Source organism: Vibrio sp. TRT 29B02 (assembly GCF_050113655.1).
Lineage (GTDB): Bacteria > Pseudomonadota > Gammaproteobacteria > Enterobacterales > Vibrionaceae > Vibrio.
Window position 1 is genome coordinate 11,847 of the sequence record NZ_JBNJOJ010000002.1, and the last position, 25,773, is coordinate 37,619.

The following is a 25,773-nucleotide window of genomic DNA, read 5'->3' on the forward strand; positions in this document are numbered from 1 at the left end:
ATACTCACTTAGAGTGTCAGATATGGCGTGACAAGACGATGAATATTCACTTTGGCTTCGAGGCGAGCGGCTAGCAGATACATCCCCGCTATTTTCCGGTGCAAGAAAATTGCGTCAGCGGGCGGTGTATGCCAATAGTCTTGCTCCATGCTCAATATCGTGCCCGCTTCTCGTAACCTCTGCGCTAAACCACTCGCTTTAAAGTCATACTCTTGGTCGACCAACATAGGCTCACACGCGAGAGTAACTAACTGCCAAATGGCTGTTCGCTGACTCGGTAATATATCTTGGCTAAAAAAACCGATTTGCTCCAATGCGTTGTTTAGACCTTGCTCGTCACCTTGCAACACAGCAGCAAATGCGTTTCGGTAACCATCGCTAAACCTAGGTTGATACTCTCGCGTGGCGCCAAAATCGAGCAATCCAATCTGTTTGCTGTCTGGTAGATAGATATAGTTGGCGAAATTGGGATCTGTCTGAACCATTTTGAACTCGAACAGTTCTCTAAACATTAGCTCTAATAACCGATGCATCACTAAGCTGCGTTCTGGCTGCGCAAAACTGGCGACCTCTTCAATGGCAATGCCATCAATAAAGTCCATCGTCAGGACAGACTGAGAAGTGATGGTCGAATGAATGTTTGGCACAACAAAGTGCGCAACATCCTGTAAAGCTAGCGCATAACGCTCGGCAAACAACGCCTCTCGCTGGTAGTCAGCCTCATCATGAAGTTGTTTTTTGGCTTCATCCAGTAGTCCCTTGTAATCCACCGATTTCGGGATTAGGCCGATGATATTGAGCAAGGTGCCGACATTGTCGACGTCGCTATCAATACTCTTTTTTATCCCTGGGTACTGAACTTTGACAGCGACCTTTTCTCCACTGTCACTATAGGCGAGATGCACCTGACCGATAGAAGCACTCGCGATGGGCTTAAAATTAAAAGCGGTGAACTTTTCTTTCCAATCGCGACCCAGCGATTGCTCTAGTACAGTATTGAGTTGCTTTGCCGGCAATGGATCTGCGTTGGAACGTAATCTTGCCATAATATCTGCCAACTCAGGTTCAAGAACATCCCCTGCATCCATCGACAACATTTGGCCAAGCTTCATTGCAGCTCCCCGTAAATGGGCGAGTTGCTCAGTGACCTTGGTGATATTAGCGGGCGTAAGAATGAGATCTTTCGCTTTAGGTCGATGCCCTTTTGCAAGTTGTTTGGTGCCTTCACTCAGCACGTTGCCGGCGACACGCGTGGCTAAAGAGGCAAGCTTGCCAAAGCGCGATATTCTGTGTGTAGGTATGTTTCTCTGTTTTGTCGCCATAATACTTCTCTGCGGGTTTTACCCTTGTATACGTGCAAACTCTATCAACAGGCTTAAACCAAGCATAACTATTGTCGGTGAAGGTGTTTGAATTGCAGCTCAACCAGACGCTGGTAAAGCTCACAACTCTTCATCAGTGAGTCGTGGTTGCCAACATCAACCAATTTGCCTTGATCAAGTACCGCAATCTTATCTGCGTGTTTGATTGTCGAGAGACGGTGAGCAATGATGATGGTTGTGCGCCCTTGCATTAGTTCTTCCAATGCGCGTTGAACGTGATGTTCACTCTCGCTATCTAGTGCACTGGTCGCTTCATCTAACAGCAAAATGTTGGGATCTTTTAGAATCGCTCTCGCGATTGCAATTCGTTGTCGTTGCCCGCCCGAAAGGCGTACGCCCCGCTCACCCAAAAAGCTGTTATAGCCCTGTGGCAAATCGACAATAAATTCATGAGCGTGCGCCTGTTTAGCGGCAGCGATGACTTGCTCATCCGTCGCTTGAGGATTGCCGTAGCGGATATTGTGAAAAACATCATGACTAAAAAGGGCTGGCTGCTGCGGTACCAACGCCATTCTTTGGCGCAAATCGCTCGGCGTGAAATCACGCACATCGATTCCCCCTAACGTCACTCGTCCACTCAGAGGGTCATAGAATCGCTGGAGAAGTTCGAACAGCGTCGTTTTGCCAGCGCCAGAAGGTCCGACCAAAGCGAGTACTTTCCCTTCTTCTACGGCTAAATTGAGCTGGCTCAGTGCCGCTTGATCCGGTCTTGAAGGGTAATGAAAGTTAACTGCCTCGAAGGTCACGTCGGCGCTGAGTTGGGCGGGGATCAGCTTAGTTTCAGCAGGCGCGGTAATGTGGCTTTCTACCTGAAGAATCTCTATCAAACGTTCCGTTGCACCTGCGGTGCGTTGTAGCTCCCCCATCACTTCTGAAATCGTGGCAAGTGAAGATGCCACCATGATGGCATAGAAGACAAATGCAGCGAGATCGCCAGCACTCATTGCCCCGTTAATCACATCGCTACCGCCAACCCACAACATGCCCGATATCGCGCTGAAAACGATGACGATAACGCCAGAAATGAGTATCGCTCGCTGCTTTACCCGTTTACGACCAATGGAGTAAGCACGTTCAACTTGATTGGCAAAAAATGCTGTCTCTTGGGATTCTCGGCTGTAGCTTTGTACGGTTTTTATTTGTTCAATCGCTTCTCCAGCGTAGCTGCCTACGTCGGCCATCGAGTCCTGACTCTGACGAGATAATGCACGAACTTTGCGCCCATAAAATAGGATTGGCACCAGTATAAAAGGCACGCTAGCAAGCACGATCAAAGTCAGTTTGATGTTGGTGGCAAACAGCATGATGATTGCCCCCACACACATTAACGCACTGCGCATTGCCATAGAGAAGGAGGAGCCGATGATACTTTGCAGCAAGGTAGTATCGGTGGTGATACGAGACATGATGTCACCACTGCCATTGGTCTCGAAATAGCTCGGGTGTAGCGTGATAACATGATTAAACACCGCGAGGCGGATGTCGGCGCTGACGCGCTCACCCACTGATGACACAAGATAAAAACGGAAAAATGTCCCCACGGAAATGAGCAGTGTGATAAGTAAGATAAAAACGATCGCGCTATTGAGCTCTTCAATCGACTGCTGAGCAAATCCTTGGTCGATTAATACTCTTACCCCTTGGCCGACTGCCAGTGTCAACGAGGCGGTAAAAACGAGAGCAATCAGCGCCGCCGCCACTTTGAGCTTATATGGTCTGATGAAGGTCATTAACTCTAGCAATATGCTGAGATTCTTGTTGTCAGGTTTTGAAAACGTCGCTGTCGATGCTGAATCGTTACGAACTGGGATTTGCGATTGCATAACACGGCCTTGTGATTATCAAATTGCAGCGGGGTTCGCTTAACAATGCCTCACTAGACTATCGCTAGTTGGTAAAGATAGAAACCGTTTCCCTATCGAGTTGGCAAAAAAAAGCCTGACCGGAGTCAGGCTTTAAGTCATTCTATCCTATTGATTATAGGAAGTGGAAAGTCGCGTTAAGAGAGAAGTTCTTAACGTCTTCTTCTTTCATTGAGAATACGTTGTAGCTTGCGCCTAGTGAAATTGGACCCATTACAAAGTACTCAGCGCCAACACCGTACATCATGTCAATTTCGTCTTCTTTGAAATCGCTATTACGGCCAGTCAGTTCGTAAGAGTGAATACCCGCTTTTGCGTAAATGTGAAGCGGACCAAAATCGATGCTTGGTTTTGCTGCGAAGTAAACAGCTGAACCTTCTAGGTTTAGTGTTCTGTTACCGTAAGTAACATTGTCGAAATCACCAAAGTTTTGGTAACCCGCTTCCAAGCCGATGAATGGAAGAATGCCTGTACCAACGTGAACGTTGTACGAGGTTGATGATTCATTGCCCAGATCCGCTTGACCCACACTTGCGCTGCCGTAAATCCAAGAGTCCGCAGAAGCTGTAGCTGATGCGCCAATCAGAGCTAGCGCGAGTAGTGTCTTTTTCATAATAAACCTTCTCTAGTTATAAGTTGCAGAAGCTTAGGCTGGCAAGCTTCTGCCGTATTTGTCAAAATTCCGAACTGTATATTTACTGATGCAATTTGCATACCTAACAGGCATCAATTGCCATTTTAACTCGTTTGTCCGATACCGGATATGGTGTACCAAGTTGCTGAGCAAAGAAACTCACCCTCAATTCCTCTAACATCCAACGCACTTCTTTGACGTTATCAGGCACGGCAACACCCTTAGGTATCTTGTTAAGCAGCTCTTTGTAATCATTGCTGACCGACTCAATCTTGAGCATGTGCAAACGATCTTTGTTAGGGTCGATCGGCAGTTTTTCCATCCGACGCTCAATGGCCTTCATATAGCGAAGAATATCAGGTAGACGTTTCCAACCACACTCTGTCGCAAAACCTTTGAAGATTAACCCTTCAATTTGCGCTTTAATGTCAGACAGGGCAAAAGCCATCGTAAAGTCAATCTTGCCTTTCAGCTTCTTATTGATATTAAAAGCCGTTGTTAAAATTGTCTCAACTTGTTGAGCAATTTCTACCACAGTGTCACCTAATTCAGCGCGTACGTGCTCTTTAAGCTGTTCGAACTGTTCTGGCTCCCACACCAAACCACCTTTCTCTTCTATCAATTTATCAACACCACAAGCGATACAGTCATCGATGAGATCGAGAACTTTACCGTAAGGGTTGAAGTACAAACCGAGCTTCGATTTGTTTGGCAAGTTGGTGTGCAGATATTTAATCGGTGACGGTACGTTTAACAATATCAAACGGCGCTGACCGGCTTTCATTGCTGAAATTTGCTCATACTCGGTTTCGTATAGCTTGATTTCGACGCTGTCTTTGCTGTCAACGATCGCTGGATACGCTTTAACGTCATAACCACCGCGTTTCTGCTGATAAACTTTCGGTAGCTCGCCAAAGCTCCAAGTGTGCAAACCCTGCTGCTCGATATCATCGTCAGCAACTTTTGATAGGGTTTCCTGCACCTTATCTTTTAAGCTCTCTTTGAGTTCATGAAGGTTACGATGCTCTCTGAGCTTGCGGTTGCGATGATCAACGGCACGGAAAGTCACCTTCAAGTGGTCGGGAACTTGCTCTAGATTCCAATCTTCGCGAAGTACTTCTACCCCCGTCATTCGACGTAGCTCTTTCTCCAATGAATCCAGCAATGGCGACTCAAAAGGCGTCGAGCGTGCTAAAAATGCATCAGCGTAGTTAGGGGCTGGCACAAAATTCTTACGGATAGTCTTTGGTAACGACTTGATAAGGCTGACCACCAACTCATGACGTAAACCAGGAATTTGCCAATCAAAACCAGCGGGTTCTACTTGGTTTAATATTGGCAGCGGCAGATGAACCGTTACACCGTCGTTATCTTCGCCAGGCTCAAACTGATAACTTAGTTTGAGTTTTAACCCATTCTGGTGCCAGAAGTTAGGGTAATCCAGATCGGTGACATGACTGGCATCGCCTTTAAATAGCATCTCTTTTTCAAAATTCAGTAGCTCTGAGTTTTGTTTCGATGCGTTCTTCCACCAAGTATCAAAATGTTTGCCAGACACAACTTCGGTGCCCACGCGCTGATCGTAGAAATCAAACAGTTCATCATCGTCAACCAGAATGTCACGGCGACGAGATTTGTGTTCGAGCTCTTCAACTTCCTGCAATAACTTACGGTTTTGCTTAAAGAAAGCATGTTTGGTTTCCCACTCTCCTTCCACTAAAGCACTGCGAATAAAGAGTTCACGGCTGACGACTGGGTCAATGTTGCCGTAGTTAACCAAACGCTTTGGTACAATAGGCACGCCGTAAAGCATCACTTTTTCGTGAGCCATAACCGCAGCACGTTTTTTCGACCAATGTGGTTCGCTGTAACTGCGTTTAATCAGATGCTTCGCTAAAGGCTCAATCCACTCTGGCTGAATCTTGGCGATAATACGACCCCATAGCTTGGAGGTCTCCACCAACTCAGCCGACATGATCCACTTCGGCTGTTTTTTGAACAGACCTGAGGCTGGAAAAATATGAAAACGAGCGTTACGTGCGCCTTGATAATCATTTTTCTCTTGGTCTTTCATACCAATATGAGAAAGCAAACCAACTAAAATCGCACTGTGCACACCTTGGTAGCTCGCCGGTTCGTCATTGAGTTTAAAGTCCATTTCACGCATTGATTGATGGACTTGGAAGTAGACATCCTGCCATTCACGAACACGCAAGTAGTTCAAATAATCTTGCTTGCACTGTTTGCGGAACTGGTTGCCCGTCAATGCCTTTTGTTGCTTCTGAATGTAATCCCAAAGGTTTACCAAAGTCATGAAATCTGAATCTTCATGGAAGAAGCGACGGTGCTTGTCATCCGAAGATTGCTGCTTGTCACTTGGACGCTCACGAGGATCTTGGATCGAAAGCGCAGACGCTATGATCATTAGCTCCTTCAGTGCACCATATTTAGGCGCTTCAAGTACCATGCGTGCCAAGCGCGGATCGATAGGCAATCTTGCTAATTGGCGTCCAATCGGCGTCAGGCGTTTTTTCGGGTCTTTCGCTTTTTCATTGATCGCACCCAACTCTTCCAACAAACGAACACCATCTTGGACATTTCGCTTATCTGGCGCTTCGACAAATGGGAAAGCTTCAATATCACCCAGTCCCAATGCCGTCATCTGCAAGATAACTGAAGCTAGGTTGGTACGCAGGATTTCTGGATCAGTAAACTCTGGACGAGCATTAAAATCCTCTTCTGAATACAAACGGATACAGATCCCTTCCTCAACACGACCACATCGACCTTTACGCTGATTTGCACTTGCTTGAGAAACTGGCTCAATGGGAAGACGCTGTACTTTAGTTCGGTAACTGTAACGACTGATACGCGCAGTACCAGGGTCAATCACGTATTTAATACCTGGTACCGTCAATGATGTTTCGGCTACGTTAGTTGCCAGCACAATTCGACGGCCGGCATGTGGCTGAAAGATCTTGTTCTGTTCGCCAGCTGACAATCTCGCATACAGAGGCACAATTTCTGTGCTCTTTAGATTGCGTTTTGCTAACGCATCAGCGGTATCACGGATTTCACGCTCACCGTTCATAAAGATCAGGATATCACCCAGACCCTCTTCACAAAGCTCGTCAACCGCATCGAAAATGCCCTGCAGTTGGTCACGGTCAACATCGTCATCACCAAAAAGTGGACGGTAGCGTGTTTCAACAGGGTAAGTACGCCCCGACACTTCGATGATCGGTGCGTTACTAAAATGCTTAGAGAATCGCTCAGGATCGATCGTTGCAGACGTGATAATAATCTTTAAATCCGGACGACGCGGTAACAGCTCTTTGAGGTAGCCGAGAATAAAATCAATGTTTAGGCTACGTTCATGCGCTTCATCGATAATGATGGTGTCATACTGGTTCAGAAAACGGTCATGCTGAATTTCAGCCAGTAGAATACCGTCCGTCATTAACTTGATCTGTGTATTGTCAGAGATTTGGTCGTTAAAACGAACTTTATAACCCACAAACTCACCGAGCTGTGTTTCCATCTCTTGTGCAATACGACTAGCGACAGAGCGCGCCGCAAGACGTCGAGGCTGGGTATGACCAATCAGACCATATTTTCCACGCCCGAGTTCGGCACAAATTTTTGGCAGCTGTGTCGTTTTTCCTGAACCGGTCTCACCTGCAACGATCACGACCTGATTCTCTGCTATCGCTTTCGCAATATCGTCTTTTTTCTGGCTGACGGGGAGGATTTCAGGGTATTCGATTGTTGGTGAGCTATGCCCTCGCTGCTCTGCTTCCATCATAGACTTGGCAATATCAAGCGCAATCTCATCAAACACGGCAGAGCGTGAGGCGTCATTCTTAATTTTACTGGCACCCGAAATACGCTTACTCAAACGGAAGCGGTCGCGCAGCATGCACTCATTTAGGGCTTTACGTAACGTGGCTGCGCTATTCGTTGATGCAGTCATGTTGGTCTCTTTTTTAGGCTGTGACGAAGTCAAAGCATTTCCTATTTTTTATTTCTCATTCAAAAGCGTGCGAATTGTATCACACAACTTACCGTCAGGCTTACACCACTCTGTTCTGCAAACATGTTAGCGTCTCAACAAAGCTAGTGTTATACGAGTAAACCGTTCCCAGGAAGCACTATCATGGGCTCGTTAGAGTTTTTATGGCGATGAAAACCGAGCGGCATCACTGCCGCTCGGTTTTAAGAGTTTGGCCCAACTAATCGGCTCGGATCAAAAATCGATCTGGACGTAGATGGAATTGTAGTTACTGCCACCCTTAATGCGTCCGTATTGAGAGGCTTTTTCAAAAATCGCGCTGCGATGATGCAAAGAGTATCCGACCCAGACTTTATCGAAATCGCGGCTATTGAACAGATCCCCGACATTGACATCAAACGAAAAATCAAGATAGTTCAAATAGTTACTAGGTGTGTAGCCTTTCGATTTCATCTCTTCATGTTCGATGTAAGTAAAACTGTCGATATAAGAGACACCCTCTGCGAAACCAAAACGCCATTTGGTTGGCCAATCAACGGTGTAATACGCCTTAATCGCCGCAACATATTCAGTGGCTGACGACTGAACATCTGATGACCAATGGTGAACAATACCCGGCGTGAAATAGATATCAAGCGGAACGCCAAAGATCTCATCAGTTAATGGGTGTCCATAAAACAACGAAGTCAGTTGGTTATTATAGGGATCTTTCTCGGTGTTAAATTTCATAATCTCACCGATATTGGATGGCGTAGCCCAACCGTGTGCAACCCTGAAATAACGCTTGTTGGTTAGCTCGGATTTTGGCGCTTTACTCTTGTCATTAAAGAATCCAAAGCCAAGATAAACTTCACCTTGATATCGGTCGTTAATTGCAGAAGCGTTATAAGCATTATTATCGAGACGAGTGACACTGGTCGCACCAAGCAAGTACAAGTTGGAGTAAACATGGTAGCGTGCACTTACCCCTAGCTTAACATCCACCCCTGCGCCAATTTGTTCATTGGCCTGCCTCGAAAAGGCGTAATACTCACTATTAAAATCAGCACCTTTATAGCGTACAGTCAGATGAGGTTCCAACTCCCAATCGCCAAATTCATAATATCCTGAGGCCGTGAGGTTGGCATGAATACGAGAATCTGAATCAGACATCAGTTCGCTATCAAGATGCCACTGCTGGTCAATTTGGTATCTAAGTTGAGCACCAAAATCGAAGGTATCGCCTTGGAGGGCATTTTGTGCCGACGCAGGAATATCGACAAAACGTAAGCGCATTAAACCATTCAACTGGTAACGCTCGTCGTCCGATGTGTAAAGATAAGCGCCACCTTCAAGTCCATTGACGAAAAAGTGGTCATTATTAAAGTACATCAGGGGAACAAACGTGCTGACGGTCTGATCCTCACTCTGAGTATTAAAAGGAATCGACGCCATTCGATACACTGCTGCTATACCCCAATCTTGTTCTCCGATTGAAGCGTCTTGGCTTGCGAGCAGTTGCATTGATGTCATGCTGCTAGCCATGGCGGCTAAGGCAATGAGACGTTTATTAAATGTCATTATTGGTCCAAAAGTGACGAAGAGAGCCAAAATCTAGCTAAACATCGCAGTTAATACTTATGTTTCTTGGTCATTCGTCGTTAAAATATGTATATATGATCCACTAAATCAAAATATTGTGAAAGCATCTGAACTAAAAAGTTTATTAAATTCACTGCCAGAAGGGAGTGATCCAGACATCGTAACAGGTGAAGCCTGGCTACCAGAGCGCCTGATTGATACGTCACAAGATGGCGAAATGATGTTTTTGCATTTCGACTCAGCACCAGAAGAGACTCAGGGAGAAGAGGAAGGTCGCGGTTTTGTCGAACATGAAGTCGCCATGATCCGCCATCGCTTTGAACAGATTCTTGAAGAAAGTTCGGACACGAAAACGAAAGCAGATGCCATGCTGGCTCTTTTTCTCATGGGTCATGAACTTTCCAGCTCAGACATCATCGAAATACTGGAAGACCCTGAAGTCCCTGAGCCACCCACTGAGTAGTCAATGAATAGTAAGTTACCCTTTGTTATCGCAGGCCCTATATTAAGAAAAACAACCGCCAACGACTTGGTATTTTGGCTGGTTACCAGTGAACCACTGCAAGGCAAATTTGAACTCAATCTAGAACCGAACCAAGGTCAAATTTTCAGCCAAGACCTCGAACAGTGTAACCAGTTACCGCTTGGCGCTCACTGCTATCTCACCTTGGCACACTTCCGAGGTCAATTTCCGACCGATGTCGCCCTCAGCTACCAGTTTGTGACGCAGCATGGCGCAATAACGGAACTTTGCCCCTACCTGCTGTACGAGGATGAAATCTCACTAACATTTCGTATCTCAACCAAAGCTGACTATATACTTCATGGCTCTTGTCGTAATCCTCACCATCCAAGCAAAGATGCACTGGTTGCGGCGGATAGAAAAGTCGCGACGCAAGAGTTGCAGCAGCGTCCTGACTTGCTAATGATGAGTGGTGATCAAATCTATGCAGACCATGTCGCTGGCCCGACGCTGGATGCCATTATTCAAACCATTCAACTTCTTGGATTACCAGACGAGCGCTTCGAAGGCGCACCTTTCTCCTCGAGCGAGCAGCTGTTTGCACACCCACACTGCTATTATTCGAGAGATAAACTCCTCCCGCACTATGTTGACGACGGTCATTGGTTAACCAAACTGTTGCCACATCGAAACGCGCCAATATTCAGTTCTCGCGAAGCAGAGAATCATCTGGTTACCTTCTCAGAGTTCTTCGCGATGTATCTGCTGGTTTGGTCACCCGCTCTTTGGCATTGCGTCAATATGGATCGCTTGCTCGACGCGGGCTTTACACATGGTGGCCAAGCGATATCACCAAAATTTCAACACAAGTGGCGCGAGGAAAAAGCAATCATAAGCCAGTTTGTCACTGGCTTACCTATGGTACAAAGATTGTTCGCCCACATCCCTACCTACATGATTTTCGACGACCACGATGTCACCGATGACTGGAACCTCACTATCGGATGGGAAAAGGCGGCGTATAGCCACCCTCTTTCAAACCGAATCATTGGCAATGGGTTAATTGCGTACTGGCTCTGTCAAGGCTGGGGAAACGAGCCTGACAACTTCAACCAAGAGTTTCTCGATGTAGCGAATCGCTTTATCCAACAACCTAGTTGCCACGCACAAGACGATTTTATCCGCTACCTATATACTTTTGAACGCTGGCACTACACCATTCACAGCTCCCCAAAAGTTGTCGTGTTGGATACCAGAACACGACGCTGGCGGTCTGAATCTCGCATGAACAAACCTTCCGGTTTGATGGATTGGGAAGCCTTGATCGAGTTTCAACATGAGCTAATGCATCAAGATAAGGTCGTAGTGGTGTCGGCGGCGCCAATGTTTGGCGTTAAGGTGATCGAAGCTTTGCAGAAAGCGGCCACCGTGATTGGACAACCTTTGGTGATTGATGCTGAAAACTGGATGGCGCACCCAGGAAGCGCGAACACACTCCTAAGTATCTTTACCCATACCAAAACACCGACCAATTTTGTGATTCTGTCGGGCGATGTTCACTACTCATTTGCTTACGACATCAAACTGAGGTTCCGACGTAACAGTCCGAACATATACCAAATCACCTGCAGCGGTTTTAAAAATCATTTTCCAGAACCTCTGCTGGCAATCTGCGATCATGCCGACCGTTTACTATATTCCCCCCGCTCTCCGCTAAACTTTCTCACCAAACGTAAGCGGCTAAAAATCAACAAGCGCGATCCAGAGACACCAGGAACACGTAGATTAGTTAATACCAGCGCAATCGGTGAGTTGAAACTGGATCAACATGGCAAACCATCGCGAGTTTCGATTTTGACCGCAGAGGGCGTTGAATGGGACTTTCCTCCGATAAAGGAAAAGTAAGGTTTATGTAAAGTGACTTGTTATTGCAGCTATTCATCACTATCTATAGCTGTAGAGACGAATTTGAGGCAACAACTATGTTGAATTCCATTACCCAACTCTTTAAGCAACTCCTTGATGGGCAAGATCTGGGACACGCTAACACAGGCGAGCCAACTCTGGCTATCGCTTCCCTTCTGTGCGAGGTTGCCGGTGCCGATCATCAGGTCAGTGAACAAGAAAAAATAGCCAAGAGACATCTGCTCGAAAAACTTCTCGCGATTGATGAAAATCAGGCAATAAGTCTGCTCGCGAGAGCGGAACAAAACAGCAAAGAGGCGTCATCACTCTATGAATTCACCTCTCAACTTAGAGAACTGAGCCAAGAAAAACGTTTTGATTTGATACAAGCGATGTGGCAAGTGGCGAACGCCGATGGACAAATCGACCCATTAGAAGACTCTGTGATTCGAAAAACTGCCGAGTTACTCTACGTTGACCACAGTGAGTTTATTCGCGCCAAGTTGTCGGTCACTGACCAAAAATAGAAAAGGGAGCGTGAGCTCCCTTCGTTTTTATCACAGCATTGTCAGTGCCAGCTTAGCTAAGTTGTACGCGTCTACGTAACCAGAGTGCTGGCGACCTTCCCACTCAATACCTTTACTTTCTTGAGCGGCTTTATGACCTATTCTTTTGTCTTTCAAGCGGTTTTGAATTCGATATAAAGTGGCAAGGTTGATGAATTCATTGAAGGGCATATCAATCCCTTTTGCTTTGCACTCCGCACGCAACACGCGATCATCTCGCCCCCAAGCGGCGTATATCTTATTTGTGCCACCAAAGTTTTTCACCATCGACTTAATCACTTCGCTAAGCGGACGCCCTTGTTTTTCTATTTTTCGCGGTGTAATTCCGGTCAATTGAGAACAGAACAGTGACACTTCATCGCGCTCAGGTTTAACGTAGTACTGAGCTCTCTTAACAATTTCACCGCTAGCGAGATCAATTTCCGCAAGCCCGACTTCAATAATTTCGCCAGTGGTACCGACACCGTTTTCATTCCAACAGCACATTTCCAAATCGAAACAAACTACACGGTTATGGTTCATGGTTCGCCTTTGTTGACAATATTGTGAAAGCGCAAAATTCTACATCAGAAATTTGAAAAACTCGACTGCTTGGCCGTTGAGTGTTCAGTTATTCCGCGATTGATACACAATTACGGCCAGTCTGTTTACTCTTGTACAATTGTGCGTCAGAGGCTTGCATTATGCTCTCCTCATCTTCGTGACGTCTAATGGCAGCGCCAATACTCAATGTACAACGAATCTTTTGTCCACCATGGGTATGCACAAGCTCAGCGACTGCACAACGAATTACATTCAGATAATCTCTTAACTGATCTTTGTTCGTGACTTTAGAAAGAATACAAAACTCATCGCCGCCCATACGTACAAAGATATCTTCTTTAACCAAATGTTGTTGAATAAGTTTCGCGACACACACAAGCATTTCGTCACCTGCAACATGACCAAAGTGATCATTGATTAACTTAAATCTATCAATGTCAAAGGTGATCAGGGCAAAGCTCTGATTGGTTTTGACCAGCTCGCGTAAATACTGGTTAAACGCTCTACGGTTATAAATACCCGTTAAAGAGTCATGCACAACAAGGAACTGTAGCTCCTGAGTACGCTCATCGAGAAGTACCGCTAAGTGCTCTTTGTCTCTCACTAGCAAATAGACAATAAAACTCAACAGACAAGCGATCGTTAGGCCTGAAAGAAAGATAGCTGCGAGCACCAAAGAGTCATTGCGGGTAACCTGCCTGTCGAGTTTAAAATCGACGAGCCATTCACGATTGGGCAACACCACTCGTTTAGTAATCTCGATACCTTGGGTGTAGTTCCAGTTTGGGCTGCGGTAGAGGATAGGATCATCTTCGGCATCAAACCCCATGTCCGTAACTTGTACTAATAAGTCCTGTTCCGTTGCGGTTCTTACCACAATCGATTCAAAGTATTTGGTTGAACGTATGACACCAATTACCACACCAATCAGTTGATCTTCGTGTTCTAAATCGAACACTGGGTGATAAACAAGAAGACCCGATTTCGTAATACTCCTGTCGAGACCATCTTGTAGCAAACGAACTTTATCCGATACGCTTGGCTCGCCTTTCATCGTTATGTTATTCAGTACTCGTTGAAAGCGCTCACGCGACGAGTAGTAACCCAATACGCTGATGTTTTCTGGGCTGCGAGGGTAAACATCAGAAGCGGTGTAGACAGGTTGGTTATCAGTCATGATATAGCCGGTCGTTTTCTCACCATCTTTGGGTACTGTGTAAATATTGAAATCAGGAAATGTTTTCCGAACCTGTTCAATATGACTGGGAATATCCTGCTTCTCGACACGTTGCATCCATTGCAAAGCGATCAGCGTTGGTGAAGACGAAACCACTTGATCAGCAAAAACCGGAAATCTGTCCCAATCCTGTGGTTGCGTAGAATGAAAAAAGTTCGCCCCAGCACCGATAAAATGGAGATCACTCTGAACGATTTGTTGGAGATTTTCTGCTTGCTGGTCAGCCAGTTTATCGACTAACGAGATGGTATATTTCAGCTGTGACTGATACGCAAAGTAAACCGCATAAAATGCAACGAACAGAGAAAATAGAAATGTTAAGAAGGGATAAAGGAAGTGCTTTTTATTAAGTCGTTGCATAACGCATTTTATGTTTACAGCTTTGTCGAAATATCGGTCACATTGTAGCCCTATCCAATTGATGACTTAAAGCGCAAACAACAATTTGATATGAAACAATTTACGTTTCGTGGCGCATGCCTCTTTTTGCGGCAAAATTCGGTCAAAAACAGACCAAACGGTGACGAAAATTCCTGATAAGACTTGTTTTACTAGCCGAATGGCGACTTGATTATGTTACTATCTGCCCCAATTTATCAGAATAACGTGGTTCTCGTTCCAAGCTGAGAACCAAAGCAGAGATTGAGCCAATCTCTCCTTTCATTAAATAGTTAAGAGAAATGTCATGACGTTCGATTTACAAATGATCCCTCAAACGTTCGATATGCTTCACGCAGGCCTCGCTGCATCAAGCGTTTTACTTCTTCTTATTGCGGTGTCTCGCAAATCTAAAGTGATCGAGAAAGTGGTTGAGAAGCCAGTTGAAAAAATCGTCGAAGTCGAAAAACCTGTCGAAAAGGTCGTTGAAGTTGAAAAAGTCGTTGAAGTCGAAAAAATCGTCGAGAAAGTCGTCGAAGTAGAATCAAAACTTGCAACCGCTTCAACCGACTCGGCGATGCAACTCCTTGCGCTAATGCAGCAAGAAGCACGATTGATTGATTTCCTCAAAGAAGACCTGACTTCATTCTCAGATGAAGAAGTCGGTGCAGCCGCTCGTGTTATCCACACCGGTGGTCAGAAAGTGCTTAGTGACTACGTCACACTAGAACATATTCGCAATGAAGACGAAGAGACGCGAATCACTATTGAACAAGGTTTCAACCCACAACAAGTTCGCCTAACAGGTAACGTAACGGGCAGTGCACCATTCCATGGCACACTCGTTCACAAAGGCTGGAAAGCAAGTTCGATGAATCTGCCAAAGCTGGCTGAGAACTATGACGCAACCGTTATTGCTCCTGCAGAGGTAGAGCTGTAATGGAAACGCAAAACATTGCTCAACAACCGACTCAAGAGCCGCTGGCTAAATTTAGTGTGGGTATCGACTTAGGCACCACACACTGTGTGCTTTCTTACGTCGATACAACCGATGAAAACGCGCGTGTTGAAGTCATGGCGATTCCACAACTAACCGCACCTGGCACCGTGGAGAATCGGAATCAGTTGGGCTCGTTCCTATACCAGCCTCATGAGCACGAGATGAACCCTGTGTCTCGAGTCCTTCCATGGACATCACAGCCAACCGCGCTCGTTGGTGCAATTGCGCGAAACCTAGGCTCAAAAACACCGATTCGTTTGATTGCTAGTGCAAAATCTTGGCTGTGTCACGGTGGTGTAAACCGCCGTGACGCTTTCCTACCCGCAGGCAGCCCAGAAGAGGTTGAAAAAGTATCACCTCTGCGAGCGACTGAGCTCTATTTAGAGCATCTAAAACAAGCGTGGGATTACGGAAATCCGAATCATTTACTAGCCGATCAGGATGTGACCATCACCGTACCGGCATCGTTTGACCCTGCGGCACGTGATTTGACCGCAGAAGCCGCTCGCAACGTGGGTTTTGTCCACCTTACTTTACTTGAAGAGCCTCAGGCAGCGTTGTACAACTGGATTGATAACAGCAATGACAAGTGGCGCGATGAGGTTTCGGTTGGCGATATCGTATTGGTTGTCGATATCGGTGGTGGTACAACCGACCTTTCTTTGGTTGAAGTGACTGAGGATGAAGGCAATCTCACCCTGAATCGTATCGCGGTTGGTGAACATATACTCCTTGGCGGTGACAACATGGATCTCGCCCTCGCCTATCGCTTGAAAATGAAACTAGCTCAAGAAGGGAAAGAACTTCAGCCGTGGCAAGTTCAAGCCATGACACACGCTTGTCGCGACGCGAAAGAGGCCCTTCTCAACGATAGCGAGCTACAGTCGGTTCCTATTGTGGTACCTAGTCGCGGCTCTAAGCTGCTAGGCGCAACTTTAAAAACTGAGCTAACACAGCAGGAAGTTCAACAGACCCTTGTTGATGGATTTTTCCCTAAAGTGGCGGTCACTGAACAACCTGTGCAGCGTAACCGTGGTGCTCTAACTCAAATGGGGCTGCCTTACGCTCAGGATGCAGGCATCACACGCCACATCGCCGCCTTTTTAACGAAACAGGCCAATGCTCAAAACGGCGAGAATCCGGCTCAAGACTTCAATCCTTTTGCCAATATGCCTGGTATGGGTGGCAGTGCTCAACCATCGAGTGATTTTATTAAGCCTACTGCTATCTTGTTTAATGGTGGTGTACTTAAATCTAACTTGCTCGCTCACCGTCTTGAAGAGACCATCAATGAGTGGTTGATTGATGCTGACTGTGAAATGGCAAAACGACTCACTGGCGTTGACCTAGATCTTGCAGTCGCAAGTGGTGCCTCGTACTATGGTGCTGTTCGTCGTGGCCAGGGCGTACGTATCCGCGGTGGTATTGCTTCAAGCTACTATGTGGGGATCGAAAGTGCGATGCCAGCCATTCCTGGTATGGCTCCACCAATGGAAGCATTATGTGTTGCACCATTTGGCATGGAAGAAGGTTCTCAAGTTAATGTACCAAGTCAGGAATTTGGTCTGATCATTGGTCAGCCTGTCAACTTCCAGTTCTTTGGTTCTACGGTTCGCCGTGACGATGAGGCTGGGACACATCTTGACCACTGGGCACCAGAAGAGCTAGACGAGCTACCAGAAATTCAGGTAACACTACCCGTCACCGAAGGTCGCCGTGAAGGCGAAGTCGTGCCGGTTACCCTTGCCTCACGCGTTACTGAGCTCGGCACGCTATACCTAGAAGCTATCGCTGCCGACAATGGCCAAAAATGGCATGTAGAGTTTGACGTGCGCGAAGACGCAAGCTCGAATACACAATCACTATAAAAATTTAAGCGGCACCTTTTGGTGCCGCTTTTCCTTATCTCGTAAACAAGGGTTTTGTTCTATGGCATCGCCTCGTTTTTTAGTCGGTATCGATTTAGGTACAACCAATACGGTTGTCGCATTCTGTGAAATTACTGACGACCTACAACATTCCAACGTGTCCCTGTTCGACATTGACCAGCTTATCGGACCTGGCGAAGTGGTTAGAAAGCCGCTTCTTCCCTCTTTTCGCTATCATCCCGCACAGGGTCAGATATCTCCGCTTGATTTGACATTACCTTGGGACGAGCAGCCCGTTGCTGGCGATATTCCCCATGTCATTATCGGCGAATGGGCTCGTGAACTGGGCGCCAAAGTGGAAGGCCGTCAGGTATCAAGTGCTAAAAGCTGGTTATCACACCAAGCGGTCGATCGCCGCTCTGATATTCTTCCTTGGGCAGGAGCAACAGATGTCGACAAAGTATCGCCGGTCATCGCCAGTGCCAGCTATCTCAACCATATTCGACAAGCATGGAACTACCGTCATCCTAGTAATAAGCTGGAAGACCAAGATGTCGTCGTAACCGTTCCTGCATCATTTGACGAAACCGCGCGTAAGTTGACCCTAGAAGCCGCTCAACTGGCCGGACTGGACAAGATCGTCTTACTCGAAGAGCCTCAAGCCGTTTGCTACGATTGGTATGCACGCCACCAGCACAGTGCTGCCGATGAATTGAAACAACTGCCCTTAATATTGGTGTGTGATGTGGGCGGTGGTACTACCGATTTGAGTTTAATCGAAGCTCGCTTCAACCCCGATGCCAACCATGACGAAGCACTCAATCTCGATCGTATAGGCGTTGGTGAACATCTAATGCTGGGGGGGGATAACCTCGATCTCGCCCTAGCTCACTTAGCAGAACAGCGATTCAGCCAAAGTAAAAAACTCAATGCAGCTAGCTTAACCAAGCTTATTCAGCAAACACGCAAAGCAAAAGAAAACCTGCTTTCTTCTGACGCACCTGAAGAAGTTAAAATTACTATGTTGGGTAGCGGTTCCAAGCTGCTTGGTGGCACCAAAAGTATTGCACTCAGCAAAGAGGAAGTTCACCAAATCGCACTCGATGGTTTCTTCCCTCTCTCCGACTTTAACCACACACCCGATAAGAGACGAAGCGCCGTTGTCGAGTTTGGCCTGCCTTATGTCGCCGATCCTGCTGTTAGTAAGCACATCGCTGAATTCCTAAATCAACACCAGCAAGTTTCCTATGCCGCACTGAACCAGCAAGATGAATCCCAACCGGCTATCCCTGTAGGGCTTCTACTCAACGGGGGCGTGTTCAACAGTGAACTCGTGACTGAACGTGTGACTAGGCTTCTCAACAACTGGCGAGGTTCGGCGGTTACTGTACTCGACAACCCTCATCCTGACTGGTCTGTCGCACTGGGTGCTGTCGCCTTTGGCAAAGCACGCCGTGGCGCTCAGTTAAAGATTGGTGGTGGTGCAGCCCGTTCTTACTTTTTGCATCTGCAAGAAAAGAACAAAATGGGCAAAGCATTATGTCTATTAGCCAAAGGAACGGAAGAAGGGCATGAAATCCGCCTAAGCGGACGTCGCTTCTCTCTCACTTTGGGTGAGCCCGTTCGTTTCAATCTTCTCACCACGACTCACGATACACTTGCTAACAAGACGACCATCCAGAACGGTGTTATGGTTGATGTCGATCCTGACCTATTTGCGCCTCTTCCCCCTTACATCTCTACTTTGCGAGGCGAAGGGGTTGAGCTGCAGGCTAACCAAAAAGAGCGCGTTGAAGTGCAATTGGCTTGCCAGTTGACGGAAGTAGGCACACTTAAAATGGAGTGTGTCCATACTGAGGATGACACCAAGCGCTGGGCTGTGGAATTCGAAGTCCGTAATCAAAAAGCCGAACAAGACCAACAGCAAGCACTGCATCCTCGATTGAATGAATGCAAAGAGCTGATTGCTCGCATCTACAGTGGCAATAAAAAAAGCGCTGAATCGAATGAAATTAAGACACTCGCGAAAGATTTAGAGAAAAAACTGGGTAAGCGCGACGATTGGGACTTCACCACGCTGCGTCAGTTGTTTGATTCCTTTGCACTCGGCCGCAAACGTCGACGTCGCTCAGAGCAACACGAGAAAAACTGGCTTCGTCTCGCGGGTTTTGCGATGCGACCTGGCTTTGGCGATGCCACTGACTCTTGGCGGATCGAGCAAGTGTGGGGACTCTACCAGCAAGGTATTCAATTCAAAAACCATCAGGGATGGACTGACTGGTGGGTATTCTGGCGTCGCATCGCTGGTGGATTAAACCAAGATCAGCAGGAAACGATCTTAGCAGACATTGCAAAATACCTTCACCCAGGCGCGATGAAGAACCCTCAATCAGCGAAAGCAGCGCAAGATATGGGCTATGAGTCCATGGTTCGCTTGGCAGCCTCTCTTGAGCATCTTGAGGTCGAAGATAAGGTTTTACTTGCGTCATGGTTTTTAAGCAAGGCCATCAACTTTAACCAGTTTGAACAGGCTCACTGGTGGGCGCTAGGTCGACTCGCATCACGTACTCCCCTTTATGGCAGCCAACACGCCGTCATTTCTCGCGAGCAAGTGGAACAGTGGTTACCTAAATTACTTGAACAAAACTGGCAGAAAGAACCAATGATCGCTTTTGCTGCGGTGATGATTTGCCGCAAGACGGGCGATCGCCTATTCGATATTAGCGACGATGTCCGAGCTCAAGTCATAGCGAAGCTAAAACAGAGTAAGGTTCCCGACTCATGGCTCCTTCTGGTTGAACAGGTCAAGGCGTTGTCCGACAGTGAATCCAAACGAGTATTCGGTGACGCACTTCCAAGTGGTCTGACACTGGTTCACCACTAACCAGATTGCAGACAGCCTTATGCTTGGCTGTCTGCATCAAACATTCCTCTAGCCAGCTACTGAAATTACTCGTAATATCTTCTTTTTACGACGTAAACAGCGCATGAAAAAAGAGAACTTAATCGGCTTACTCACTGCCTCAGTTAGTCTGCTGGCACTTATCTACCTGCTTGCGGGCGATTCTCACTTTCCGATCATTCAATGGCCTTATCAAGCGCTTCAGGGACTGGTCTTCTCCTTTGTATGGGGATTCGGTGTTTCCGCCGGTCTCGGTTACGCTTATTCCATTTTGCTCACACTCGGTGTGTGCATCATTTTCTTCGCTATCGGGCATAAGTTGACGCGAGTCCTCACAAGCAGTAGGAAGTAGACGCTTGTTACATTTTAACTAAGGAGAGTAATATCGTTATTCGATCAGCCACATGGATGCTTGGCACCTTGTTCTCTTTCTGCTTGATGGCCGTTGGTGCTAGAGAGTTAAGTGGGCAACTCGGCACTTTTCAGGTTTTGTTTTTCCGTGGTTTGATAGCCTTAACGATCATATCCATCGTCATCCTAGTCACTCAGCAACAGCACTTAATTTATACCAAGCGACTAAAGCTTCATACGGTACGCAATCTCTTTCACTTCGCAGGTCAATACGGGTGGTTTATTGGTATTGGCTTGCTTCCTCTTGCTCAAGTATTTGCCATTGAATTTACCGTCCCCCTGTGGACAGCGATTATTGCCGCCCTATTTTTAGCAGAGCAACTCACCAAGCGTAAGCTAGTCGCTATGACTTTGGGGTTTGTTGGCGTGCTTTTCATCGTCAAACCAGGATTCGAAATCGTGACTCCCGCAGCATTAATCGTGCTCACGTCAGCCGTTTGCTACGCCGTATCTCACTCATCAACAAAATCCCTTGCTCGCACAGAGCACCCACTAACGATATTGTTTTTGATGTGTTTAATTCAGTTGCCAGTGAGTTTCTCACTCGCCGTCCCTGATTGGCAATTTCCCGCAGGCAGCCAATGGCTTTGGCTAGCCACTATTGGGGTGACAGCCCTCTCCGCCCACTACTGTATGACTAAAGCACTTCAATTAGCCGATGTTTCCATCGTAGTGACGATGGATTTTTTGCGTTTACCTGTTATCGCTCTGGTGGGCGTTGTTCTCTATGCAGAAGAATTCCAAATCTCACTTCTGGCTGGCGCATTACTGATGTTAGCGGGCAATCTGATCAACCTATACCAAGAAAAACGCCCCTCTCATGTACCAAGAGTGTCCCTCAGAGAGCGTTTACGTAACAGAACTTAACCGAGCTCAGTCAGACCATCGCCTACAGTACTGGTGACAATCGAATCAGTTCGTCGCCACTGTTCACGCGTCATTCTATATAGGCAATGGCGCTTAAGCTCATGACCAGTCGGCAATTTCGGGTGGTCAAAATCTTGCCCAGTGTTGAGCATGCCTATTTTTTCCATCACTCTTTGCGAAGGAACATTGGTCAAAGCTGTAAATGAATAAACCTGTTCAAGGTTAAGTTGCCTAAACGCATAATCTAACGCCGCACAAGCCGCTTCAGGGGCGTAGCCTTTCCCCCAGTGATGAACATCAAGTCGCCAGCCAATCTCAACCAATGGTGCATTAGGGATTCCACTGTCTTCTGCTTGCTGATGCAAGCCAACGAAGCCGATAAACTCTTGAGTCTGTTTGATCTCCAGCGCCCAAAATCCCCACCCGTTTAGATTGATAAGTTGACGCATAACGTCTAGCTGCGAATCACTTTGCTCGCTAGTGAGGCGTGAGGGGAAATAGCGCATCACTTGTGGATCTGCATTCAATCGGCGATAGGGTTCTCTGTCAGACTCACGCCACTGGCGAAGGATCAGTCGTGATGTTTCTATCATATATTCCTCTTACCTGCTGACTATCTTTATCCTTGCCTAAATCACTGAGGAAGCCTAATCCTCTAGAGTTTTCAGTACCTTTTGACACAGGTTTTTTAGGACGATGAGCTCTTCAAGTTCTAATGGGATTTTGCACTTCATTTCTGCTGGAATCTGTAATGCTTGCTGCTGTAATTTGGCTCCAGAGTCAGTCAGTTTTAGTACTCGTACTCGTTCATCTTGCTCGCTACGTCCACGTATAACAAACCCTTTGCTTTCTAAGCGTTTAAGAAGCGGCGTTAAGGTGCCTGAATCTAGGTGTAATCGACTACCGAGATCCTTAACATTGATACCATCACTCTCCCACAACACCATCATCACCAGGTACTGCGAATAGGTAAGATCTAAGTTTTCCAGCAATGGCCTATAGGTACGGATCACCGCATTGGCGGCGCTATAAAGTGGAAAACAGATTTGATTGTCGAGTAAAAGACTCTGTTCCGCACTGAATGAATTGTCACTTTCGCAGTAAGACATGATACACCCCAAAAAATAAATTGCACACAATATACTTGCATTCAACATAATTTTCGATATAAGATTGCTAGCAATTAGATTGTGCACAACTTAAATTAAGGATTTTCAGCATGACGACGTTATACCAAACTCAAGCAACAGCATTGGCAGGCCGTAATGGTCAAGTTAAATCAGACGATGGTTTACTGGATTTAGAGCTTTCTTACCCTAAAGAGATGGGTGGCTCTGGTCTTGCCACTAATCCAGAACAATTATTCGCAGCCGGGTACTCTGCCTGTTTTTCTAACGCTATTCTTCACGTTGCACGAGAAGCAAAAGTTGCCTTGAAATCCGCCCCAGTGACAGCTCAAGTGGGTATTGGCCCGAACCAACAAGGTGGTTTTGCATTAACGGTAAGTTTAGCGGCAACGTTAGCGCTACCGCAGGAGCAAGCACTTGAGTTAGTGAAAGTGGCTCATCAAGTCTGCCCATATTCAAATGCTGTTCGTGGCAATATTGATGTTGCGGTTACAGTCAATGGCGAAGCGATTTAAACGTGTTAAAACAATAATGCCGACCTGAGGTCGGCATTATTAGTTTTTCAGGGTAATTCTATGACTGGTAGGTTTTTCGCAGCTCCTTAGCAGCAAGAACCATGTTCGTGAGTGACGCTTCCGTCTCTTTCCAGTTACGCGTTTTGAGACCGCAATCTGGATTTACCCATAGACGTTGAGCCGGAATTTTCTCAGCGGCCTTGTTAATCAACCCCTCAATCCACTCTTTACTCGGAATGTTAGGCGAGTGAATGTCATACACGCCAGGGCCAATCTCATTCGGGTAGTTAAACTCTTCAAATGCTTTGAGAAGCTCCATATTTGAGCGCGACGTTTCAATGGTGATCACGTCAGCATCCAGTGCTGCGACAGAATCAATGATTTCGTTAAACTCTGAGTAACACATGTGGGTGTGGATCTGAGTCTCTGGTTTGGCACTAGCCGCTGAAATCTTAAACGCATCGACCGCCCATTCAAGATACGCTTTATGGTCACGCTTTTTAAGCGGTAAGCCTTCACGAATTGCAGGTTCATCGATCTGAATAATGTTAATACCCGCCTCCTGTAGGTCAGAAACTTCATCACGCAGCGCAAGTGCCAATTGCTCAGCAATCTGTTTACGCGAGATGTCCTCACGCGGAAACGTCCAACATAGAATTGTCACTGGCCCCGTTAACATCCCTTTCATCTGTTTCGATGTTAATGATTGCGCATAGGTCGACCATTCAACGGTAATTGGTTTTTCGCGCTCAATATCGGCAACAACAATGGCCGGCTTAACACAACGTGAACCATAGCTTTGTACCCAACCAAATTGGGTGGTCTGGAAACCCGCTAGATTCTCAGCAAAGTACTCAACCATGTCATTACGTTCAGCTTCACCGTGTACCAGTACGTCAAGATCTAGCGCTTCTTGTCGCTTCACTGCATCAGCGATATGACCTTTGAGCGCTTGGTGGTACTCAGCCTCAGACAGTTTCCCCGTTCGATAAGCACTGCGTTGTACTCGAATTTCGCTCGTTTGTGGAAATGAGCCTATTGTGGTCGTAGGGAAAAGCGGCAAACCCAAGACTTCACTCTGATGCGCGGCGCGCTCCACATAGGGTGCACTGCGCTCTGTCAGAGACTTTGTAATCTTGTTGAGGCGGGATTGCACCTGTGGTTTGTTAACGTGCGTTGCGGTCTTACGCGCTTGAATTGGCGCACTGTAAGTATCACACGCTAAGATCGCCTCATGATCACCATCTAAAGCTTTACCCAACAACGCCACTTCCGTCACCTTCTGTTTGGCAAAGGCAAACCAACTAGCGACCTCCTCACTCAGGTTTGACTCTAGTTCTAAGTCAACAGGGCTGTGTAACAGTGAGCATGACGTTGCCACCCAAAGCCTCTCTCCGAGCGTCTCTTTCACTGGTTGCAATAAAGCAAGCTGTGTACTGAGATCGGCACGCCATACATTACGACCGTTGACCACACCCGCAGATAAAATCCAGTTTTGTGGTAGATTTTTTGCCACAACATCTAGCTGTTCTGGAGCCGCAGATAAATCGATATGTAAGCCGTCCACTTGCAGTTCAACAATCTTATCAAGCGTATCAACGACCGAATCAAAATAGGTAGTAAGCAACACTTTAACGTCACTACGAATCACCTGATAGGCAAGTTTGAACGAATCTTGCCATGCTTTATCCAGTTCAAGAGCTAAGATTGGCTCATCTATCTGTACCCACTCAACACCTTGCTTTGCAAGTTTTGCCAAGATAGCTTGATAAGCCGTTAACAGGCGAGGAAGCAGTGACAAACGGTCAAAGCCTTCGTCCACTTCTTTGCCTAAGTACAAGTAGCTTAATGGGCCAAGCAGCACAGGTTTAACGTTGTAACCCGCTTTAATCGCTTCATTAACTTCTTCAAACAGCTGGGGCCAGCTTACTTCAAAACTGTCATCCTTGCTGAACTCAGGTACGATGTAGTGGTAGTTAGTGTTGAACCATTTAGTCATATCTGACGCTGCATGACCACTGCATCCGCAACTTGCCTGAGATTGACCTCGTCCGACCTTAAAAAGTGTATCAAGATCAGGGAGTCCATCTCGATGACGCTTAGGTACATGACCAAGGAGCAAAGTGGTCGTCAGAACGTGGTCATACCAAGCAAAATCCCCTGCCGATACAAAATCCAGCCCCGCCTCTGCTTGTGTCGCCCAGTTATTATGACGCAGTGTTGAACCCACTTGTTTCAGTTCAGCCTGATCAATTTCTCCGCGCCAGTATTTTTCGAGCGCGAATTTCAGTTCGCGTTTTTCACCAATTCGCGGGTAGCCAAGAATGTGTGTCGTTGTTGTCATGTCGTGATTCCTTTTGATTCTGTTTCTAGCGTCTGTTTGTGCATTTACAACATCATCAAGATGTCTGGATGGCTAAACTATCTCGCCAAATCTTCACGACAACAATCTCCAAATATTCAACATGTTTATTAGATTTCTTCATGGTGGCGTTTGGCTTAGCTCAATGGGCTCATAGA

General features: G+C 46.6%; 19 protein-coding genes. 9 read left to right on the plus strand and 10 right to left on the minus strand.

Annotated elements, in window-relative coordinates; genetic code table 11:
* Positions 1-8: 8 nt before the first annotated feature.
* The 5 genes from ACQEXT_RS01385 to ACQEXT_RS01405 form a co-directional block, all read right to left on the minus strand.
* Positions 9-1,322 (minus strand): ABC1 kinase family protein, encoded by a 1,314-nt coding sequence (locus tag ACQEXT_RS01385; RefSeq protein ID WP_426950306.1) that lies wholly within the window; start codon positions 1,320-1,322, stop codon positions 9-11.
* Between the two features lie 68 nt (positions 1,323-1,390).
* A complete protein-coding gene (locus ACQEXT_RS01390; RefSeq protein ID WP_426950308.1) occupies positions 1,391-3,205 on the minus strand; it encodes an ABC transporter ATP-binding protein/permease in 1,815 nt (604 codons plus the stop codon).
* A 154-nt stretch (positions 3,206-3,359) separates the two neighbouring features.
* Positions 3,360-3,857, minus strand: a complete 498-nt coding sequence (locus tag ACQEXT_RS01395; protein WP_331417040.1) for a porin family protein — start codon at positions 3,855-3,857, stop codon at positions 3,360-3,362.
* Positions 3,858-3,960: 103 nt separating this feature from the next.
* Complete coding sequence (hrpA, locus tag ACQEXT_RS01400) at positions 3,961-7,851, minus strand: ATP-dependent RNA helicase HrpA (RefSeq protein WP_426950310.1); 3,891 nt, start codon at positions 7,849-7,851, stop codon at positions 3,961-3,963.
* Between the two features lie 273 nt (positions 7,852-8,124).
* Entirely contained in the window at positions 8,125-9,414 is a 1,290-nt protein-coding gene (locus ACQEXT_RS01405) for a MipA/OmpV family protein (RefSeq protein ID WP_240800954.1), read from the minus strand.
* Positions 9,415-9,568: 154 nt separating this feature from the next.
* Between ACQEXT_RS01405 and ACQEXT_RS01410 the strand changes: the two genes are divergently transcribed.
* From ACQEXT_RS01410 to ACQEXT_RS01420, 3 genes are all read left to right on the plus strand, one after another.
* Positions 9,569-9,934, plus strand: coding sequence for a hypothetical protein (locus tag ACQEXT_RS01410; RefSeq protein ID WP_138973266.1), 366 nt, complete (start codon positions 9,569-9,571; stop codon positions 9,932-9,934).
* 3 nt (positions 9,935-9,937) lie between these two features.
* Positions 9,938-11,839: an alkaline phosphatase D family protein gene (locus ACQEXT_RS01415; RefSeq protein ID WP_426950312.1), complete on the plus strand. Its 1,902-nt coding sequence runs from the start codon at positions 9,938-9,940 to the stop codon at positions 11,837-11,839.
* A gap of 77 nt (positions 11,840-11,916) precedes the next feature.
* Positions 11,917-12,366 carry a TerB family tellurite resistance protein gene (locus ACQEXT_RS01420; protein ID WP_426950313.1) on the plus strand — a complete coding sequence of 150 codons (450 nt, stop codon included), beginning with the start codon at positions 11,917-11,919 and terminating at the stop codon, positions 12,364-12,366.
* A gap of 30 nt (positions 12,367-12,396) precedes the next feature.
* On the opposite strand, the gene ACQEXT_RS01425 is transcribed toward ACQEXT_RS01420, so the two are convergent.
* Entirely contained in the window at positions 12,397-12,927 is a 531-nt protein-coding gene (locus ACQEXT_RS01425; protein ID WP_331426978.1) for a 3'-5' exonuclease, read from the minus strand.
* Positions 12,928-13,015: 88 nt separating this feature from the next.
* Positions 13,016-14,545 (minus strand): sensor domain-containing diguanylate cyclase, encoded by a 1,530-nt coding sequence (locus ACQEXT_RS01430; protein ID WP_426950315.1) that lies wholly within the window; start codon positions 14,543-14,545, stop codon positions 13,016-13,018.
* Positions 14,546-14,870: 325 nt separating this feature from the next.
* Here ACQEXT_RS01430 and ACQEXT_RS01435 point away from each other — a divergent pair, with 325 nt between their 5' ends.
* The 5 genes from ACQEXT_RS01435 (at position 14,871) to ACQEXT_RS01455 (ending at position 21,611) form a co-directional block, all read left to right on the plus strand.
* Entirely contained in the window at positions 14,871-15,503 is a 633-nt protein-coding gene (locus ACQEXT_RS01435; protein ID WP_426950316.1) for a DUF2760 domain-containing protein, read from the plus strand.
* Positions 15,503-17,431 (plus strand): Hsp70 family protein, encoded by a 1,929-nt coding sequence (locus tag ACQEXT_RS01440; protein ID WP_426950317.1) that lies wholly within the window; start codon positions 15,503-15,505, stop codon positions 17,429-17,431. The genes ACQEXT_RS01435 and ACQEXT_RS01440 overlap by 1 nt, the downstream gene beginning before the upstream one ends.
* Positions 17,432-17,492: 61 nt before the next feature.
* Positions 17,493-20,315, plus strand: a complete 2,823-nt coding sequence (locus tag ACQEXT_RS01445) for an Hsp70 family protein (RefSeq protein ID WP_426950318.1) — start codon at positions 17,493-17,495, stop codon at positions 20,313-20,315.
* A gap of 103 nt (positions 20,316-20,418) precedes the next feature.
* Positions 20,419-20,685: a hypothetical protein gene (locus tag ACQEXT_RS01450; protein ID WP_331426974.1), complete on the plus strand. Its 267-nt coding sequence runs from the start codon at positions 20,419-20,421 to the stop codon at positions 20,683-20,685.
* Between the two features lie 56 nt (positions 20,686-20,741).
* The gene (locus ACQEXT_RS01455; RefSeq protein ID WP_426950320.1) at positions 20,742-21,611 is read left to right on the plus strand and encodes a DMT family transporter; all 870 of its coding nucleotides are present in this window, start codon (positions 20,742-20,744) and stop codon (positions 21,609-21,611) included.
* Here ACQEXT_RS01455 and ACQEXT_RS01460 read toward each other — a convergent pair.
* A complete protein-coding gene (locus ACQEXT_RS01460; RefSeq protein WP_426950321.1) occupies positions 21,608-22,204 on the minus strand; it encodes a GNAT family N-acetyltransferase in 597 nt (198 codons plus the stop codon). The two genes, ACQEXT_RS01455 and ACQEXT_RS01460, sit on opposite strands and share 4 nt — an antisense overlap.
* A gap of 54 nt (positions 22,205-22,258) precedes the next feature.
* On the minus strand, positions 22,259-22,720 hold the full coding sequence (locus ACQEXT_RS01465; RefSeq protein ID WP_426950322.1) for a MarR family winged helix-turn-helix transcriptional regulator: 462 nt from the start codon (positions 22,718-22,720) through the stop codon (positions 22,259-22,261).
* Positions 22,721-22,830: 110 nt separating this feature from the next.
* Between ACQEXT_RS01465 and ACQEXT_RS01470 the strand changes: the two genes are divergently transcribed.
* Positions 22,831-23,253, plus strand: a complete 423-nt coding sequence (locus ACQEXT_RS01470) for an organic hydroperoxide resistance protein (protein ID WP_426950324.1) — start codon at positions 22,831-22,833, stop codon at positions 23,251-23,253.
* A 58-nt stretch (positions 23,254-23,311) separates the two neighbouring features.
* Here ACQEXT_RS01470 and metE read toward each other — a convergent pair whose 3' ends face one another.
* Positions 23,312-25,597, minus strand: a complete 2,286-nt coding sequence (gene metE / locus ACQEXT_RS01475) for a 5-methyltetrahydropteroyltriglutamate--homocysteine S-methyltransferase (RefSeq protein WP_426950326.1) — start codon at positions 25,595-25,597, stop codon at positions 23,312-23,314.
* Between the last annotated feature and the right edge of the window lie 176 nt (positions 25,598-25,773).

What these genes read in the sequence shown, in the direction of transcription:
- ACQEXT_RS01435 (WP_426950316.1), top strand. Translation starts at nt 14,871, where the DNA reads ATGACGTTCGATTTACAAATGATCCCTCAAACGTTCGATATGCTTCAC.
- ACQEXT_RS01415 (WP_426950312.1), top strand. Translation starts at nt 9,938, where the DNA reads ATGAATAGTAAGTTACCCTTTGTTATCGCAGGCCCTATATTAAGAAAA.
- ACQEXT_RS01445 (WP_426950318.1), top strand. Translation starts at nt 17,493, where the DNA reads ATGGCATCGCCTCGTTTTTTAGTCGGTATCGATTTAGGTACAACCAAT.
- ACQEXT_RS01465 (WP_426950322.1), bottom strand. Translation starts at nt 22,720, where the DNA reads ATGTCTTACTGCGAAAGTGACAATTCATTCAGTGCGGAACAGAGTCTT.
- metE (WP_426950326.1), bottom strand. Translation starts at nt 25,597, where the DNA reads ATGACAACAACGACACACATTCTTGGCTACCCGCGAATTGGTGAAAAA.
- ACQEXT_RS01420 (WP_426950313.1), top strand. Translation starts at nt 11,917, where the DNA reads ATGTTGAATTCCATTACCCAACTCTTTAAGCAACTCCTTGATGGGCAA.
- ACQEXT_RS01405 (WP_240800954.1), bottom strand. Translation starts at nt 9,414, where the DNA reads ATGGCTAGCAGCATGACATCAATGCAACTGCTCGCAAGCCAAGACGCT.
- hrpA (WP_426950310.1), bottom strand. Translation starts at nt 7,851, where the DNA reads ATGACTGCATCAACGAATAGCGCAGCCACGTTACGTAAAGCCCTAAAT.
- ACQEXT_RS01390 (WP_426950308.1), bottom strand. Translation starts at nt 3,205, where the DNA reads ATGCAATCGCAAATCCCAGTTCGTAACGATTCAGCATCGACAGCGACG.
- ACQEXT_RS01470 (WP_426950324.1), top strand. Translation starts at nt 22,831, where the DNA reads ATGACGACGTTATACCAAACTCAAGCAACAGCATTGGCAGGCCGTAAT.
- ACQEXT_RS01430 (WP_426950315.1), bottom strand. Translation starts at nt 14,545, where the DNA reads ATGCAACGACTTAATAAAAAGCACTTCCTTTATCCCTTCTTAACATTT.
- ACQEXT_RS01460 (WP_426950321.1), bottom strand. Translation starts at nt 22,204, where the DNA reads ATGATAGAAACATCACGACTGATCCTTCGCCAGTGGCGTGAGTCTGAC.
- ACQEXT_RS01440 (WP_426950317.1), top strand. Translation starts at nt 15,503, where the DNA reads ATGGAAACGCAAAACATTGCTCAACAACCGACTCAAGAGCCGCTGGCT.
- ACQEXT_RS01395 (WP_331417040.1), bottom strand. Translation starts at nt 3,857, where the DNA reads ATGAAAAAGACACTACTCGCGCTAGCTCTGATTGGCGCATCAGCTACA.
- ACQEXT_RS01385 (WP_426950306.1), bottom strand. Translation starts at nt 1,322, where the DNA reads ATGGCGACAAAACAGAGAAACATACCTACACACAGAATATCGCGCTTT.
- ACQEXT_RS01455 (WP_426950320.1), top strand. Translation starts at nt 20,742, where the DNA reads ATGCTTGGCACCTTGTTCTCTTTCTGCTTGATGGCCGTTGGTGCTAGA.
- ACQEXT_RS01425 (WP_331426978.1), bottom strand. Translation starts at nt 12,927, where the DNA reads ATGAACCATAACCGTGTAGTTTGTTTCGATTTGGAAATGTGCTGTTGG.
- ACQEXT_RS01450 (WP_331426974.1), top strand. Translation starts at nt 20,419, where the DNA reads ATGAAAAAAGAGAACTTAATCGGCTTACTCACTGCCTCAGTTAGTCTG.